The organism is Intrasporangium sp. Soil_C_50 (assembly GCF_057656595.1).
This window is the reverse complement of sequence record NZ_JBDGKB010000005.1, coordinates 164,160-178,353: the sequence shown is the minus strand read 5'-3', so window position 1 is coordinate 178,353 and position 14,194 is coordinate 164,160. Positions and strand designations below refer to the sequence as shown.

The window sequence follows — 14,194 nt, the reverse complement described above, 5'->3', positions numbered from 1 at the left end:
AGGAACGACAAGTGGCTTACACGCTTCCCGAGCTCGACTACGACTACGCGGCTCTCGAGCCGCACATCAGCGCTCGCATCATGGAGCTGCACCACAGCAAGCACCACAAGGCCTACGTCGACGGCGCGAACGCCGCGGTCGCCAAGCTCGAGGAGCTGCGCGAGTCCGGTGACTACGCAGCGGTCAACGGCGTCGAGAAGAACCTCGCGTTCCACCTCGGTGGCCACACCAACCACTCGGTGTTCTGGAAGAACATGAGCCCCGACGGTGGCGGCCAGCCCGAGGGCGAGGTCAAGGCCGCGATCGACGAGTACTTCGGCGGCTTCGAGAAGTTCCAGGCGCACTTCAACGCCAACGCCAACGCCATCCAGGGCTCCGGCTGGTCCATCTGGGCCTGGGACACCATCGCGCAGCGGCCGCACATCATGCAGCTGTTCGACCAGCAGGGCAACATCCCGGTCGGCCAGATCCCGCTGCTGCAGCTCGACATGTGGGAGCACGCCTTCTACCTGCAGTACGAGAACGTCAAGGCCGACTACGTCAAGGCCTGGTGGAACCTCGTCAACTGGGAGGACGTCTCGGCCCGCCTCGAGCGCGCCAAGGCGACGTCCGGCCTCATCATCCCGGCCTGACGCTCCCGCAGCACGGTCGTCGACGGGCGGTCACCCCACGGGGTGGCCGCCCGTCGCGTTGCCCGGGGCAGCCACGGCTGCTCGCCGAGCACCCGACTGCTCGCTTTCCGACCGACAGGCGTGGCACGCCGGGTCATTCGTGCAGACGCAGGGCAGTCGGCCGGTCGCGGGGCATTCAGCCCCTCGCGGTGGGTCCTGTGGGGCGGGCGAGGCGGTCGACGACGCCGAGCAGCAGCGCCTCGCGCAGCGCCGGCGGGACGACGTCGAGCAGCGCGTTGACCGGGGCCATCCGCTCGGGCAGCTCGATGGTGCCGCCCTCGCCGCCGAGGCCCGCAGCCGCGAGCAGGGCCGAGAACGTCGCCTCGTCGAGGGCGGTGGGGTCGACGGCGGTGGCCATGGCCGCCAGCTCGGCCGACACGACGACCGGGCCGGCACCGCGGGCCGCGGCCGTGGCGTCGGCGAGGTCGCGGGCGACGAGGTCGGACGACGCGGCCGTCGCCGCGCTGAGCGTGAAGTGCAGCGTCGGCGGCAGGGGTCCGAACCGCATCTGGGGCTGGACGAACCAGCCGCGGGCCAGCATCTCGTCGCTGATCGTGAAGACGTCGCACGACTCGTCGGTGGTCACGGCGAGCAGCGTCGAGTCGGGCGGCGCGGCGAGGGTGAGGCCGGGCACGTCGGACGCTGCGGTAGCGAGGTCGAGGGTGGCGCGACGGGCCGTGCGGGCGAGCTCCGCGTAGCGCTCGGCGCCGATGTGGTGGACGACCGCCCAGGCGGCGGCGACGGGACCGCCCGACTTCGTCGACTGCGCCGTCGTGTTGAGCATCGTGTAGCCGGGCCACCGGGCCGACGCGAACAGGTGCGTGCGCCGCAGGTCGGCCGACGCGTGGAGCAGCACCGACACCCCCTTGGGCGTGTAGGCGTACTTGTGCAGGTCGAGGGAGATGCTCGTGACGCCGGGGACCTCGAAGGTCCACGCCGGCTGGTCGGGTTCGGTGGCCCGCAGGTGCGGCAGCACCCAACCGCCGATGCACGCGTCGACGTGACAGCGGGCCCCGGCCGCGGCCGCCGCGGCGGCGATCGGGGTCACGGGATCGATGACCCCGTGCGCGTACGAGGGAGCCGAGGCGACGACGAGGACGGTGCTGCCGTCGATGGCGGCCGCCATCGACTCGGGCACGGCGCGCTTCGTCACGGGGTCGACGTCGACGAGCACCGGCTCGACGCGGAGCCAGTGGGCGGCCTTGTGGAACGCGGCGTGCGCCGTGACGGGCAGCACCATCCGGGGGTGGGCGACGTCGGGCCGGGCGTCGCGCGCCGCGAGGACGGCCAGAAGGATCGACTCGGTACCGCCGGAGGTGACGACGCCGGCGAATCCCGTTGGGGCGTCGACGAGTCCACCGGCGATGCCCACCAAGTCGTTCTCCATGGCGAGCAGCGACGGGAATGCCGTGGGGTCCAGGCCGTTCGTCGAGGCGAAGTCGGCCAGGGCCTCGCGCCCGATGGCGTCGGCCTCTGCCAGGCCGGAGTCGTAGACGTAGGCCAGCGTGCGGCCGCCGTGGGTCGGCAGGTCGCGGCCGCGCATCGCGACCAGCGCCGCCCGTATCTCGTCGCGGTCCATCACGGCGTGCTCCCTTCACGAGACGGGAAGGTTCGAAGGGCGAGGAGCGAGAGCAGCACGAGCGCAGCCGGCAGCACGGAGAACCCGACCACGATCGCGGTGAGGGCCGAGTCAGACTGTGCCACGGTCGAACCCGCCGACGACTGGTAGCCGCCGACGGCCAGCACCGCCGCGTACAGCCCCGGTCCCAGGGCGAGGCCGAGGGTCTCGCCGGCGGTCCAGACACCGGTGTAGAGGCCGGCCCGGGTGCGGGTCTCGCCGGTGCGGGTCGCCACGTCGGGCAGCATTGCGAGGGGGAACATCTGCGCCCCCGCGTAGCCGACCCCGACGAGCGCCACCGCCCCGTAGACGGCGCCGTCGGGCAGCGCCCTGGCGCCGAGGAGCAGCAGGGCACCGGCGGCGAGCAGCAAGGAGGCGATGAACCAGCCCCGACGCTTGCCGTACGCGGTGCCGAACCGCTGCCACAGCGGCATGACCACGAGAGCCGGCCCGACGAAGCAGACGAAGAGCAGCGTCGCCGCGATCGGGGTGCCGAGGATCCACCGGGCCACGTAGTCGACCCCGGCGAGCATCGCTCCGGTGGCCAGCGCCTGGAGCACGAACGTCAGCAGCAGCGAGCGAAAGGGCTTGTCGGCGCGCACGACCCGCAGCTGCTCACCGAGCGGCGCTGTCGGGGCATCGGCCTCGTGGAGGTGGGCGGACCGCGTCGTGCGCCAGGCCCCGTACGCGCCACCCGCGATGAGCAGCGCGACGAAGCAACCGACCGCGCGGTACCCCCACTCCGGCCCGAGCGCATCGCGGATCGCCGGGGAGGCCCCGCCGCTGACGAGGATGGCGAGGGCGAGCACGGCGACCCGCCACGTCATGAGGCGGGTGCGCTCGTCGTAGTCGTCGGTCAGCTCGGCGGGCATCGCGACGTAGGGCACCTGGAAGAACGCGTACGCCGTCGCGCAGGCCAGGTAGGCGACGGCCACCCAGGCGGCGCCGAGCCACACGGGCGCCGACGGGCCGAGGAAGAGCAGCGCGAACGCGGCCGAGAGGAGCAGTCCCGCGCGGATGAGGAACGGCCGCCGGCGGCCGTCGGGATGGCGCGAGCGGTCACTGACGCGTCCCGCGACCGGGTTGAGGACCACGTCCCACGCCTTGGGGGCGAAGACGATGACGCCGGCCGCGGCCGCGGGCACCCCGAGATGGTCGGTGAGGTAGGGCAGCAGCAGGAGGCCGGGCACCGTGCCGAACGCGCCGGTGGCGACCGAACCGAGCCCGTACCCACGCCGCACGACCGGTGGCAGCGGCGGCGACGCGAGGGTCATGGACGCACCATAGGCGCTCAGGCGTCGCGGTGTGCCGAACTCCCGGCGGTGACGGCGAAGGACGACGGTGCGGTGAAGCCCCGCTCGGCGAACGCCGCGTCGATGGCCCGCGACACCTCGTCGACGGCGTCGGCGCGCACGATGGCGATGCAGGACCCGCCGAAGCCGCCACCGGTCATCCGCGCGCCGAGGGCGCCGAGGCGCCGGGCCGTCTCGGTGGCGACGTCGAGCTCGTCGCACGAGATCTCGTAGTCGTCGCGCATCGAGGCGTGCGAGGCGTCGAAGAGCCGCCCCACCTCGTCGAGGTCGCCGGCACGCAGCGCCGCGACGGCCCGCTCGACGCGGTCGATCTCGGTGACCACGTGCCGCACCCGCCGCCGCATCTCGTCGGTGGGCAGCCGGTCGAGCGCCGCGTCGAGCCCCGACGCCTGCACCTCGCGGAGGGTGTCGACGCCGAGGATCCGGGCGGCCTCCTCGCACGCGTCCCGGCGTGCGGCGTACTGGCCGTCGACGAGCTCGTGGTGCGCGCGGGTGTCGGTGACGAGCAGCGCGTAGCCGGCGGAGGCGAGGTCGAAGGGCACCGGCTCGGTCTGCCACGACCGGCAGTCGAGCAGCAGGGCGGTGGCGTCGTCGCACAGCAGCGCGGCCGACTGGTCGAGCCCGCCCGTGGGGGCGCCGGCGATCTCGTTCTCGGCGCGGATGCAGGCCTGGGCGAGGCGGGCCCGCGCGTCGGCGTCGTCGAGGAGGCCGAGACCGGCGAGGTCGCTGACGGCCGCGCCGACCGAGCACTCGAGGGCGGCCGAGCTCGACAGCCCGGCGCCGACCGGTACGACCGAGTCGATGACGACGTCGAGGCCCGGCACGTCGTGTCCCTCCTGGCGCAGGGCCCACAAGACCCCCGCCACGTAGGACGCCCAGCCGCCCGGACGCTCCGGGGAGACGTCGTCGAGCGCGACCTCCGCCGGTGCCTCGCTCTGCAGCGAGCAGACGCGCAGGACGCCGTCGTCGCGCACGGCGGCCGCCGCGTAGGTGCGGTGCGGCAGGGCGATCGGCAGGCAGAGGCCGCCGTTGTAGTCGGTGTGCTCGCCGATGAGGTTGACGCGCCCCGGGGCCGACCAGACGCCCGCGGGCTCGCGGCCGTACCGCTCGACGAAGTGGGCCCGGACGCTGTCGACGACCTGCGCCGCCTCGCGCGTGCTCACGGGGCCACCTCTCGGAGTCGGGCCGCGGCCTGCTCGGGAGCGACGTCGTTGACCCAGCCGCCGACGCCCGACTCGGACCCGGCGAGGTACTTCAGGCGCCCCGGGCCGCGAAGCACCGACATGAGCTGCAGGTGCAGGCGCGAGGCATCACGTCCGACCTTGGCCGGCGCCTGGTGCCACGCCGCGATGTACGGCAGGGTCACCGGCGCGCCGTCCTCGGCGACGTAGTAGCGGTCGAGCCGGCCGAGCAGGTCGTGGTAGACCGCCGCGAGGTCGTCGCGCTCGGCGTCGTCGAGGGCCACGAGGTCGGGAACGTCGCGGTGCGGCGCGAGGTGCACCTCGACCGGCCATCGGGCCGCGAACGGCACGTAGGCCGTCCAGTGCCGCCCCTCGATGACGATGCGGGACCCGTCGGCGCGCTCGGCCTCGAGCAGGTCGGCGCCGAGGAGACGCCCGGTGCGCTCGAGGTGGCGCTCGGCGGCGTCGAGCAGCTGGCGGGTGCGGCCCGGCACGTACGGGTAGGCGTAGATCTGCCCGTGCGGGTGCGGCAGGGTCACGCCGATCTCGCGGCCGCGGTTCTCGAAGGCGAAGACCTGCTGCACCTCGGGCCGCGCGCCGAGCGCCTCGGTGCGCTGGGCCCACGTGTCGACGACCGTCCGGACGCGGTCGACGGACAGGTCCTTGAACGAGCTCTCGTGGTCGCTCGTGAAGCACACCACCTCACAGCGTCCCTCAGCCGGTCGTGTGTCGAACAGGCCTGCGGCAGCAGAGGACTCGCACCCCTCGGCCTCCACGGCGTACGACGGGAACCGGTTCTCGAAGACGACGACCTGGTACTCGGTCTCGGGGATCTCCGAGGGAGCCGTGCCGCGGCCGGCGGGGCAGAGGGGGCACTCGTCCTTCGGGGGCATGAAGGTGCGGTTCTGGCGGTGCGCGGCCACGGCCACCCAGTCGTCGACGAGGGCGTCGTAGCGCACCTCACCGGACCGGACGCGCGGCTCGACCGGACGCGGGTCGGGAGCCGTGCGCTCCGGCGTACCCGGCTCGTCGACGTAGATGATCTCCCGGCCGTCGGCCAGGGTGCGGGAGGTGAAGCGGTGGCTCATGAGGTGGCTTCCACGATCTCGAGGGAGCCCACGGCGTCTCCGAGGGCGGTGCGGGCGCGCTCGCCGAGGCCGGCGTCGGTGACGAAGACGTCGACGTCCTGCAGGTCGGCGAAGGTGCTGAGCCCGACGGTGCCCCACTTCGAGGCGTCGGCGAGGACGCACACGGTGCGGGCCGAGCCGATGAGGGCGCGGTTGGTCTCGGACTCGACGAGGTTGGGCGTGGTCAGCCCGGCGCGGTCGTCGACGCCGTGCGCGCCGAGGAACAGGACGTCGTAGTGCAGCGACCGCAGGGCGGACACGGCGACCGGCCCGACGAGGGCGTCGGACGGCGTGCGGATGCCGCCGGTCAGCACGACGGTCTGCCCCGGGGCCCCGGACTCATGGAGCAGCTGCGCCACCGGCACCGAGTTGGTCACGACCGTCAGCTGCGGCACGTCCTTGACGGCGCGGGCCAGCTCGTAGGTCGTCGTGCCCGCCGAGATGCCGACAGCCATGCCGGGTGCGACGAGACGGGCGGCGTGCTGCCCGAGGGCCTGCTTCTGCGCCAGCTGCAGGTGCGACTTGGCCGAGAAGCCAGGCTCCTCGCTCGACCTCGTGCCGCCGACGGCGAGGGCGCCTCCGTGGACCCGCTCAAGGAGCCCGTCACCGGCGAGCCGCTCGATGTCGCGGCGGATGGTCATGTCGGACACCCCGAGGCGCTCGACGAGGTCGGAGACCCGGACGGCCCCCTCGCCCTCGACGAGGTCGAGGATGACGGTTCGGCGTTGGCTGGCGAGCACGCTCAATCCTCTCGTACGACGGCGACCGCCCCGGGCGGGAGGGTGACGGCACCCTCGACGCGTCGGTCGGAGACGAGGTCGTACCCCGTGGCGTCGACCTCGTGCGGGGCGTCCGTGTGGTTGAGCAGGAACAGCCACGAGCCGTCCTCGCCGACGCGACGCGTGGTCTCGACGCCGAGGGGGAGACCGGCGACGCCCGGGCCCACCCCCGCGGCGGCGAGCACGTCGTCGAGGAGGGTGCCGAGCGTCGCGTCGTCGGGGAGCGTGCTCAGGTACCAGGCGGCCCCGCTGCCCGCGCCCCGACGTGTCACGGCTGGTCGGCCGACGAGCGGCCCGGACGCGTACGAGGCGAGCACCTCGGTGCCCGGCAGGGCGGTGACGTCCTCGCTCCACCACGTGCCGTCGCCCTGCGACAGCGTGACTCTCTCGTCGCCGTCGAGGGGGAAGAACTCCTCGACGCGGACGCCGAGCAGGTCGCGGAAGGCGCCTGGGTAGCCGCCGAGGCGGACGTGGTCGTGCTCGTCGCTGATGCCGGAGAAGTACGTGACGACGACCTGCGCGCCGCGCTCGGCGGCGGCCGTGACGGCTGCGGCCGCGGCGTCGGTCACGGTGTAGAGCTGCGGCACGACGACGACGTCGTAGCCGCCGAGGTCGGTGTCCGGGTGCACGACGTCGGCGGTGACTCCCCGGCCGTGCAGGACGCGGTGCACGGCGTGGGCCGCCTCGAGCGCGTCGAGGTCGGAGGAGGGCATGCACGGGCCCTCGGACGCCCAGATCGCCTGGTAGTCGTGCAGGATCGCGACGCGCGCCTCGACGCGGCTGCCGACGAGCTCGCCGAGCCGGCCCGCGATGCGGCCGAGCTCCTCGACCTCGCGGAACCGGGCGCTGTCGGGCCCGGCGTGTGGCACGACCGCGCTGTGGAACTTCTCGGCGCCGGCGCGCGACTGGCGCCACTGGAACCAGCCGATCGTGTCGGCGCCGCGCGCGACGTGGGCGAGCGCGTCGCGGATCGTCTGCCCGGGGACCTTGGCGTGGTTGACCGGCTGCCAGTTGACGGCGCTCGTGGAGTGCTCCATGAGCATCCACGGGGCGCCGCCCGCGAGGCCGCGCGTCAGGTCGCCGCTGTAGGCGAGCTCGGCACGCGGGTGGGCCAGCGCGTCGACGATGTAGTGGTCGGTGCTGACGACGTCGACCAGCGGGGTCCACTGCGAGTAGTCGAGGTGGCGGAAGTGGTCGAGCGTCATGAAGTTCGTCGTCACGGGGACGCCGGGCGACAGCTCGGCGAGCACGAGCGTCTCGGCGCGCAGGTGGTCGAGCAGTGCGTCGGAGGAGAAGCGCTTGTAGTCGAGCACGTGCGTCGGGTTGTTGAACGTCGTCGAGCGCCGCGGCGGCAGCACCTGCTCCCACGCGGTGTAGCGCTGGCTCCAGAAGGCGGTGCCCCACGCGTCGTTGAGGGTCTCGAGCGTCGAGTACCGACGCTGCAGCCACGCGCGGAAGTGCCGTGCGCACTCGTCGCAGTAGCAGGGCAGGTTGTGGCAGGCGTACTCGTTGGACACGTGCCACATCGCGAGGGCCGGATGCTCGTGGTAGCGCGTTGCCAGCTGGCGGGTCAGGGCGAAGGCGTACTCGCGGAAGACGGGCGAGGTCGGGCACCAGGCCTGCCGGCTGCCCGGCCACAGGGTGTGGCCGTCGACGTCGACGGGGAGGATCTCGGGGTGGGCCGCCGACAGCCAGGGCGGCGGGGTGGCGGTGGCCGTGGCGAGGTCGACGGCGATGCCCCCGGCGTGGAGCTTGTCCATGACGGTGTCGAGCCACTCGAACTCGTACTCGCCCTTGGCCGGTTCGAGCCAGCTCCACGAGAAGATCCCGAGGCTGACGAACGAGATGCCGGCCCGCCGCATCAGCTCCACGTCCTCGTCCCAGACGGAACGGGGCCACTGCTCGGGGTTGTAGTCACCACCGAGGGCGAGGGTCTTCGTCGGCCATGAGCGCATGCCGTCCAGCGTGGCCCGCGACGTGAGCAATGTCAACATTTTCAAACATCGCGACGTCACTCGTCTTGTCCAGTGGACGAGGCGGCGTGATGGCGATGTCGGGGCGCCACGCGCCCCGACGGTCAGCCGAATTGTGCTCGTGCACAGCCGCATACGACATCGCTTGTCCAAGGTTCGCGTCCGAATCGTTGTGTCCGGTGCTCTTGACAGAATTGTCAGACGTCGAGATTCTCTGTTTGTTGTTGGAAGTTCCTGGTCGGAGATGTTGGATCTCGGGCCACGGCAGCACCTTCTGGTTCAGCGTCAAAGGAGACCGCAATGACCCACCCCTCGAGCGGCGCCGCCACGGCAGCCCGCACGGCGTCCCCCGAGCCCGGCCGGAGTCGCCGGGCCCGCTTCCGCGGCCTGAGGGCGGCCTCGTTGCTCCTCGCGCCGGTGATCCTCGTGGCAGCCTGCGCCTCCAGCGGGGGCGGGTCGTCCTCGGACGGGAGCGCGGCAGCGGGACAGACGAGCGCCGCCGCCTGCGCCCCCACCGGCGGCAAGGTCTCGCTCCAGTTCTGGACGTGGGTGCCGGGCATGGATGCGGTCGTGGCCAAGTGGAACGCGGCCAACCCCGACATCCAGGTGACGGTCAAGAACACGCCGGCCGGCAACGCCGGCACGTACCAGAACATGTTCAACTCGCTCAAGGCCGGCACGGCCCCGGACCTCGGCCAGGTGGAGTACGACACGCTGTCGAGCTTCCGGCTGCAGAACGGGCTCAAGGACATCAGCGGTTGCCCCGGCGTCGCCCAGGCGAAGTCGACGTTCGTCGACTGGTCGTGGGCCCAGGCCCAGATCGGCGGCCCGGGCGTCTACGCGGTTCCCCAGGACACCGGGCCGATGGCGCTCTTCTACCGCAAGGACATCTTCGACGCCAACGGCATCAAGGTCCCCGCGACCTGGGACGAGTACGCCGCTGCGGCGGCCAAGCTGAAGGCCAAGGGCATCTACATCACCCACTTCCCCCAGCAGGACGCGAACTGGTTCAACGGGTTGCTCTGGCAGTCGGGTGCCAAGCTCTTCGAGACGACGGGCGACTCGGTCAAGGTCTCGCTCACCGACCCCAAGGCCCAGCAGGTGGCGACGTACTGGCAGAAGCTCATCGACGACAAGCTCGTCGCGACGAACCTGCAGGGCTTCTCGCCCGACCTGTACAAGGCCTGGAACGACGGCAAGGTCGCGACCTGGGTCTCGGCCGCGTGGGGATACTCGACGATCCGCGACAACGCGAAGGCCACCTCCGGCAAGTGGGCCGTCGCCCCGATGCCGCAGTGGACGGCCGGTGAGAAGGCGGCCGGCAACTGGGGTGGCTCGACCACGGCGGTCCTGGCGTCGAGCAAGCACCCGGCGGAGGCCGCGAAGTTCGCGCTGTGGCTCAACAGCGACCAGGCCGCGCTGGCCCTCGCCAACGAGAAGGGCGGCCTCTACCCGGCCAACAAGGACGGTCTCGAGCTGCCGGCGCTGACCCAGGGCGTGCCGTTCTACGGCAACCAGAAGATCTTCGACACCTTCAAGGAGGCGTCGGCGAACGTCGACACGAACTTCACGTGGGGTCCGATCATGACCGACACGAACCGGTTCCTCAGCGACGGCTTCACCAAGGCTCTCAACGGCCAGGGCACGCTCAACGAGGCCCTTCAGTCCGCCCAGACCCAGACGGTCGACGCCCTCAAGGCGCAGGGCATCTCGGTCACGCAGTGAGGTCTGCCCGTGCGCGGCGCCGACGGCGCCGCGCACGGGTCCCGACCCGCTCGGACCCACCGCACCCATCTGGAGGAGCCATGGCATCATCCCTCGACGCGGCGGCGGCGCCGCCGACCTCCGAGCGCGTGAGGAGGCGGCGGCCCTGGATCTGGTTCATGCTGCCCTTCCTCGTCCCGTTCGTGCTCTTCTACCTCGTGCCGATCGCCTACGCGATCTACCAGAGCCTGTTCAAGATCGAGCGCACGGGCGGGATCTTCGGCACGACCCAGCAGGTCTTCGCAGGCCTCTCGCAGTACGCCGCGGTCTTCACCGACGCGACGTTCCGCCAAGGCGTCCTCCGGGTGCTGCTCTTCGGCATCGTCCAGGTGCCGGTCATGCTCGGCATCGCCCTGGTCACCGCCCTGCTGCTCGACTCCGCGGTGGCCCGGCTCAAGCGGTTCTTCCGCATCGCCTTCTTCGTGCCCTACGGCATCCCGGGTGTCATCGCGGCGCTCATGTGGGCCTTCCTCTACAGCCCGCAGCTGTCGCCGATCGTGGCGCTGCTCGACAAGATCGGCACCGCGCCGGACTTCCTCGGCAGCAACCTCATCCTGTGGTCGATCGCCAACGTCACGACCTGGACCTACACCGGCTACAACATGCTCATCATCTTCGCCGCACTCCAGGCACTGCCGCAGGAGATCTTCGAGGCCAGCCGCATCGACGGTGCCGGCGGGATCCGCACCGCCTTCTCGATCAAGATCCCGCTCGTGCTGCCGGCCCTCGTCCTCACCACCGTCTTCTCCATCATCGGCACGCTCCAGCTGTTCACCGAACCGGTGGTCTTCCAGACCATCTCGACGAACGTGACGAGCGGCTACACGCCCAACATGCAGGCCTACGCGGTGGCCGCGTCGAACAACTACTCGTTCTCGGCCGCCCTGTCGGTCGTGCTCGCCGTGGCCACCTTCATCCTGTCCTTCGGATTCCTCCGGTTCACCCAACGACGAGGGGAGGCGCTGTGAGCGCGTCGACTCACCCGACCGGCACGTCCACCGCGACCGGGGGCCGCGGTCCACGAGAGGTGTCACGGACCGCCGTCGTCATCGCGGTGGTGTTCCTCGTGATCATGGCGGTGTACTTCCTGCTGCCCGTCTACTGGCTCGTCGTCAACTCGACGAAGACCCAGAGCGACCTCGTCACGACGAACGGGTTCTGGTTCTCCGGCTGGGCCCTCTGGGACAACCTCCAGGCGCTCTTCACCCGCGACGACGGCGTGTTCCTGCGCTGGGTGCTCAACTCGGTGCTCTACGCCGGGGTGGGTGCGGCGGTCGGCACGCTGCTGGCCGCCATGTGCGGGTACGCCCTCGCCAAGTACCGGTTCCGGGGGCGCGAGCTCATCTTCTCCGTCATCCTCGGCGGAGTCCTCGTGCCCGCGACGGCGCTGGCCCTGCCGCTGTTCCTGCTCTTCGCGAAGATCTCGCAGACCGACACGATGTGGTCCGTCTTCCTGCCGAGCGTCGTCAGTCCGTTCGGCGTCTACCTCTCGCGCATCTTCGCCGCCTCCGCGGTGCCGGACGAGATCATCGAGGCGGCCCGCATCGACGGGGCCGGCGAGCGTCGCATCTTCTTCGGCATCGCGTCCCGGCTGATGTCACCCGCACTGGTCACGATCTTCCTGTTCCAGTTCATCGCCATCTGGAACAACTTCCTCCTGCCCCGGATCATGCTCAACGACTCCAAGCTGTATCCGCTGACCTACGGTCTCTACTACTGGCAGACCCAGATCTCGCGCGATCCGCAGCTGCAGACCCTCGTCATCGTGGGCTCGCTGGTGTCCGTGATCCCGCTGATCGTCGTGTTCCTCAGCCTGCAGCGCTTCTGGCAGGCAGGCCTGGCGGCCGGGTCGGTCAAGTGAGGCTGGAGCGCACGAGCCGGCGGTAGGCCGCGGGGGCGAGGCCGACGTCGCGGACGAAGCGTTCGTAGAAGGAGCTGACCGAGCCGAAGCCGGCGCCGAGGGCGATGTCGCTCGTGGTGCCGTCCGTGGAGATGAGCAGGCGCTGGGCCTCTGCGGTGCGGCACTGCGCCAGGTACTCCCCGATGCTGACCCCGAGGTGCCGGCGGAAGGCCGCGGTCGCGGTGCTGGGGTGCACGTGGACGCTGCGCGCGACATCGGCGACCGTCACCGGCTCGCGGAAGTGCGTGCTGATCCACGCGGCCATGGCGGTCGCCAGCCGCTCGGACCGCGAGCTCGGTGGCGGTGGCGCCGTCTCCTGCGCACCTCCGGCCCGGGCTACCGCTCCGGAGGTGCGCAGGAGGCAGGCCTCGACCTCGCGTCGGGCTGCGGTCGCCAGCGTCGGGTCGGTGCCGATCTCGGCGGCCCACGTGGTCATCGACGCGGCCAGGTTCGGCGGGGCGCCCACCGTGAGCATCGTGCCGCGGAGCACCTCGGCGGTGAACGACCCGGGCATCGAGGCCCACGCGAGGACCTCGACGAGCGGGACGGTCACCCATGCCACCTGCACGCCCGCGGCCCCCACGGGCTGGGCCGTCGACGTCACCCGGTGCGGGACGCTCGCCCAGAAGACCGCGCACCGACCCTCCTCGACGAGGTGCGGGCGCCCGCCGTGCTCCATGACGAAACCACCGCCGAGCGCGAGGGCCATCTCGACGTCGTCGTGCCGGTGGGCGCGCGTCATGACGGGAGAGGCGCTCAGCCCGCAGGCGAAGCCGAACCGCTCGTCCCGCGGGGTGGCGTCGATCCCGGAAGTGACGGCTCGCATGGAGGAAGCATGCCTGATTCCACGCGCCTAGCGTCGTGGGCATGACCTCGTCACCCCTCCCCGCCGCCGTCGCTGCCGCCGGGACCCCAGGCTCCCCGTCCGCCTCGACCGACCCGTGGGCGCTGACCCCGGAGCAGGTCGAGTTCTTCGACGAGCACGGCTACCTCGTCCTGCGCGACCGCATCGACCCGGCCCTGCTCGAGCGCCTCCGCCGCGCCTCCGACCGCTGGATGGCCGACGGCCTCGACCCCGGGCGTGCGCGACCCGGCGACTGGCTCTTCGCCGACCGCCCGTCGGGCCGGGTCATGTACCGCGTCGACTACCTGCACGACAAGGGCGAGGTCGCCTCGCTCGAGCTGCTCGGCAGCCCGCGCGTGCTCGCGATCGCCGAGACCCTCGCCGGACCGGACTTCGTGCCCACCTACGAGTCGATGGTCTTCAAGTCGGCCGGCGACGGTGCCCCCATCCCGTGGCACCAGGACGCCGTCCACGCGCGGCGCCACCGCATCTTCAACATCGACGTGTACCTCGACGCCTCGGTGGCGGGGGAGGGTGCGCTCCACGTCGTGCCCGGGTCGCAGGGGCGCCGGACCGACGCGTGCGGGCTCGCCGACCGGCACGGCTGGAACCTGCCCGGCGCCGTCGAGGTCGAGATGCGCCCCGGGGACGTGCTCGTGCACGACGACATGATCGTGCACGGCTCGCCGCCCGGCCGGGGCAACGCCCTGCGGCGCACCATCTACCTCGAGTTCCGTTCCGCCCACAGCATTCTCGAGGACGGGCCGTGGTCTCCTGAATGGATCGACGCCCGCCTCCGCCTGCTTGCGCCGGCGCTGGCCGAGCACGCGCGCCACAGCCGTCCGGACGAGCGCTTCGAGTGGCGGGTGTCGGACGACCTGCGCCCGTCCACGTCGTCGGACCTGGACGCCGAGCTGCGGATCGTCCACGGCGTGCACACCCCGGGCGAGTGGTGCAGTGCGGGCACCGCGTGACCGGGTGAGACGACACGCCCACGTGCTCCGACGCTTTGCAACGATGAGCC

The 14,194-nt window shown here is 71.8% G+C and carries 12 protein-coding genes; 5 read left to right on the top strand and 7 right to left on the bottom strand.

All coding sequences use genetic code 11. The features are described from left to right. The first annotated feature begins 11 nt into the window (after positions 1-11). Complete coding sequence (locus AC3A5R_RS13935; protein WP_242653031.1) at positions 12-632, top strand: superoxide dismutase; 621 nt, start codon at positions 12-14, stop codon at positions 630-632. Between the two features lie 175 nt (positions 633-807). Here AC3A5R_RS13935 and AC3A5R_RS13930 read toward each other — a convergent pair whose 3' ends face one another. From AC3A5R_RS13930 to AC3A5R_RS13905, 6 genes are read right to left on the bottom strand one after another with little or no spacing between them, the layout of a single operon-like run. Then, the gene (locus AC3A5R_RS13930; protein WP_487621362.1) at positions 808-2,250 is read right to left on the bottom strand and encodes a pyridoxal phosphate-dependent decarboxylase family protein; all 1,443 of its coding nucleotides are present in this window, start codon (positions 2,248-2,250) and stop codon (positions 808-810) included. Further along, the gene (locus tag AC3A5R_RS13925; RefSeq protein ID WP_487621361.1) at positions 2,250-3,563 is read right to left on the bottom strand and encodes an MFS transporter; all 1,314 of its coding nucleotides are present in this window, start codon (positions 3,561-3,563) and stop codon (positions 2,250-2,252) included. Before AC3A5R_RS13925 ends, AC3A5R_RS13930 begins: the two co-directional genes overlap by 1 nt. 17 nt (positions 3,564-3,580) lie before the next feature. Next, positions 3,581-4,765, bottom strand: a complete 1,185-nt coding sequence (gene galK, locus AC3A5R_RS13920; protein ID WP_487621360.1) for a galactokinase — start codon at positions 4,763-4,765, stop codon at positions 3,581-3,583. Next, positions 4,762-5,871 (bottom strand): galactose-1-phosphate uridylyltransferase, encoded by a 1,110-nt coding sequence (gene galT / locus AC3A5R_RS13915; protein WP_487621359.1) that lies wholly within the window; start codon positions 5,869-5,871, stop codon positions 4,762-4,764. The genes galK and galT overlap by 4 nt, the downstream gene beginning before the upstream one ends. Then, positions 5,868-6,650 carry a DeoR/GlpR family DNA-binding transcription regulator gene (locus tag AC3A5R_RS13910; protein WP_487621358.1) on the bottom strand — a complete coding sequence of 261 codons (783 nt, stop codon included), beginning with the start codon at positions 6,648-6,650 and terminating at the stop codon, positions 5,868-5,870. Before AC3A5R_RS13910 ends, galT begins: the two co-directional genes overlap by 4 nt. Positions 6,651-6,652: 2 nt before the next feature. Next, a complete protein-coding gene (locus tag AC3A5R_RS13905) occupies positions 6,653-8,644 on the bottom strand; it encodes a beta-galactosidase (protein ID WP_487621357.1) in 1,992 nt (663 codons plus the stop codon). A gap of 318 nt (positions 8,645-8,962) precedes the next feature. On the opposite strand from AC3A5R_RS13905, the gene AC3A5R_RS13900 reads away from it, so the two are divergent. The 3 genes from AC3A5R_RS13900 (at position 8,963) to AC3A5R_RS13890 (ending at position 12,287) form a co-directional block, all read left to right on the top strand. Continuing rightward, positions 8,963-10,387 carry an ABC transporter substrate-binding protein gene (locus AC3A5R_RS13900; protein WP_487621356.1) on the top strand — a complete coding sequence of 475 codons (1,425 nt, stop codon included), beginning with the start codon at positions 8,963-8,965 and terminating at the stop codon, positions 10,385-10,387. A gap of 80 nt (positions 10,388-10,467) precedes the next feature. Continuing rightward, positions 10,468-11,394, top strand: a complete 927-nt coding sequence (locus AC3A5R_RS13895; RefSeq protein WP_487621355.1) for a carbohydrate ABC transporter permease — start codon at positions 10,468-10,470, stop codon at positions 11,392-11,394. Beyond that, positions 11,391-12,287 (top strand): carbohydrate ABC transporter permease, encoded by an 897-nt coding sequence (locus AC3A5R_RS13890; protein ID WP_487621354.1) that lies wholly within the window; start codon positions 11,391-11,393, stop codon positions 12,285-12,287. The genes AC3A5R_RS13895 and AC3A5R_RS13890 overlap by 4 nt, the downstream gene beginning before the upstream one ends. On the opposite strand, the gene AC3A5R_RS13885 is transcribed toward AC3A5R_RS13890, so the two are convergent. Next, positions 12,280-13,152, bottom strand: a complete 873-nt coding sequence (locus AC3A5R_RS13885; protein ID WP_487621353.1) for a helix-turn-helix domain-containing protein — start codon at positions 13,150-13,152, stop codon at positions 12,280-12,282. The two genes, AC3A5R_RS13890 and AC3A5R_RS13885, sit on opposite strands and share 8 nt — an antisense overlap. Positions 13,153-13,193: 41 nt before the next feature. On the opposite strand from AC3A5R_RS13885, the gene AC3A5R_RS13880 reads away from it, so the two are divergent. After that, on the top strand, positions 13,194-14,144 hold the full coding sequence (locus tag AC3A5R_RS13880) for a phytanoyl-CoA dioxygenase family protein (protein ID WP_487621352.1): 951 nt from the start codon (positions 13,194-13,196) through the stop codon (positions 14,142-14,144). Positions 14,145-14,194: the final 50 nt, after the last annotated feature.

What these genes read in the sequence shown, in the direction of transcription:
- AC3A5R_RS13930 (WP_487621362.1), bottom strand. Translation starts at nt 2,250, where the DNA reads ATGGACCGCGACGAGATACGGGCGGCGCTGGTCGCGATGCGCGGCCGC.
- AC3A5R_RS13925 (WP_487621361.1), bottom strand. Translation starts at nt 3,563, where the DNA reads ATGACCCTCGCGTCGCCGCCGCTGCCACCGGTCGTGCGGCGTGGGTAC.
- galT (WP_487621359.1), bottom strand. Translation starts at nt 5,871, where the DNA reads ATGAGCCACCGCTTCACCTCCCGCACCCTGGCCGACGGCCGGGAGATC.
- AC3A5R_RS13905 (WP_487621357.1), bottom strand. Translation starts at nt 8,644, where the DNA reads ATGCGCTCATGGCCGACGAAGACCCTCGCCCTCGGTGGTGACTACAAC.
- AC3A5R_RS13900 (WP_487621356.1), top strand. Translation starts at nt 8,963, where the DNA reads ATGACCCACCCCTCGAGCGGCGCCGCCACGGCAGCCCGCACGGCGTCC.
- AC3A5R_RS13895 (WP_487621355.1), top strand. Translation starts at nt 10,468, where the DNA reads ATGGCATCATCCCTCGACGCGGCGGCGGCGCCGCCGACCTCCGAGCGC.
- AC3A5R_RS13885 (WP_487621353.1), bottom strand. Translation starts at nt 13,152, where the DNA reads ATGCGAGCCGTCACTTCCGGGATCGACGCCACCCCGCGGGACGAGCGG.
- AC3A5R_RS13880 (WP_487621352.1), top strand. Translation starts at nt 13,194, where the DNA reads ATGACCTCGTCACCCCTCCCCGCCGCCGTCGCTGCCGCCGGGACCCCA.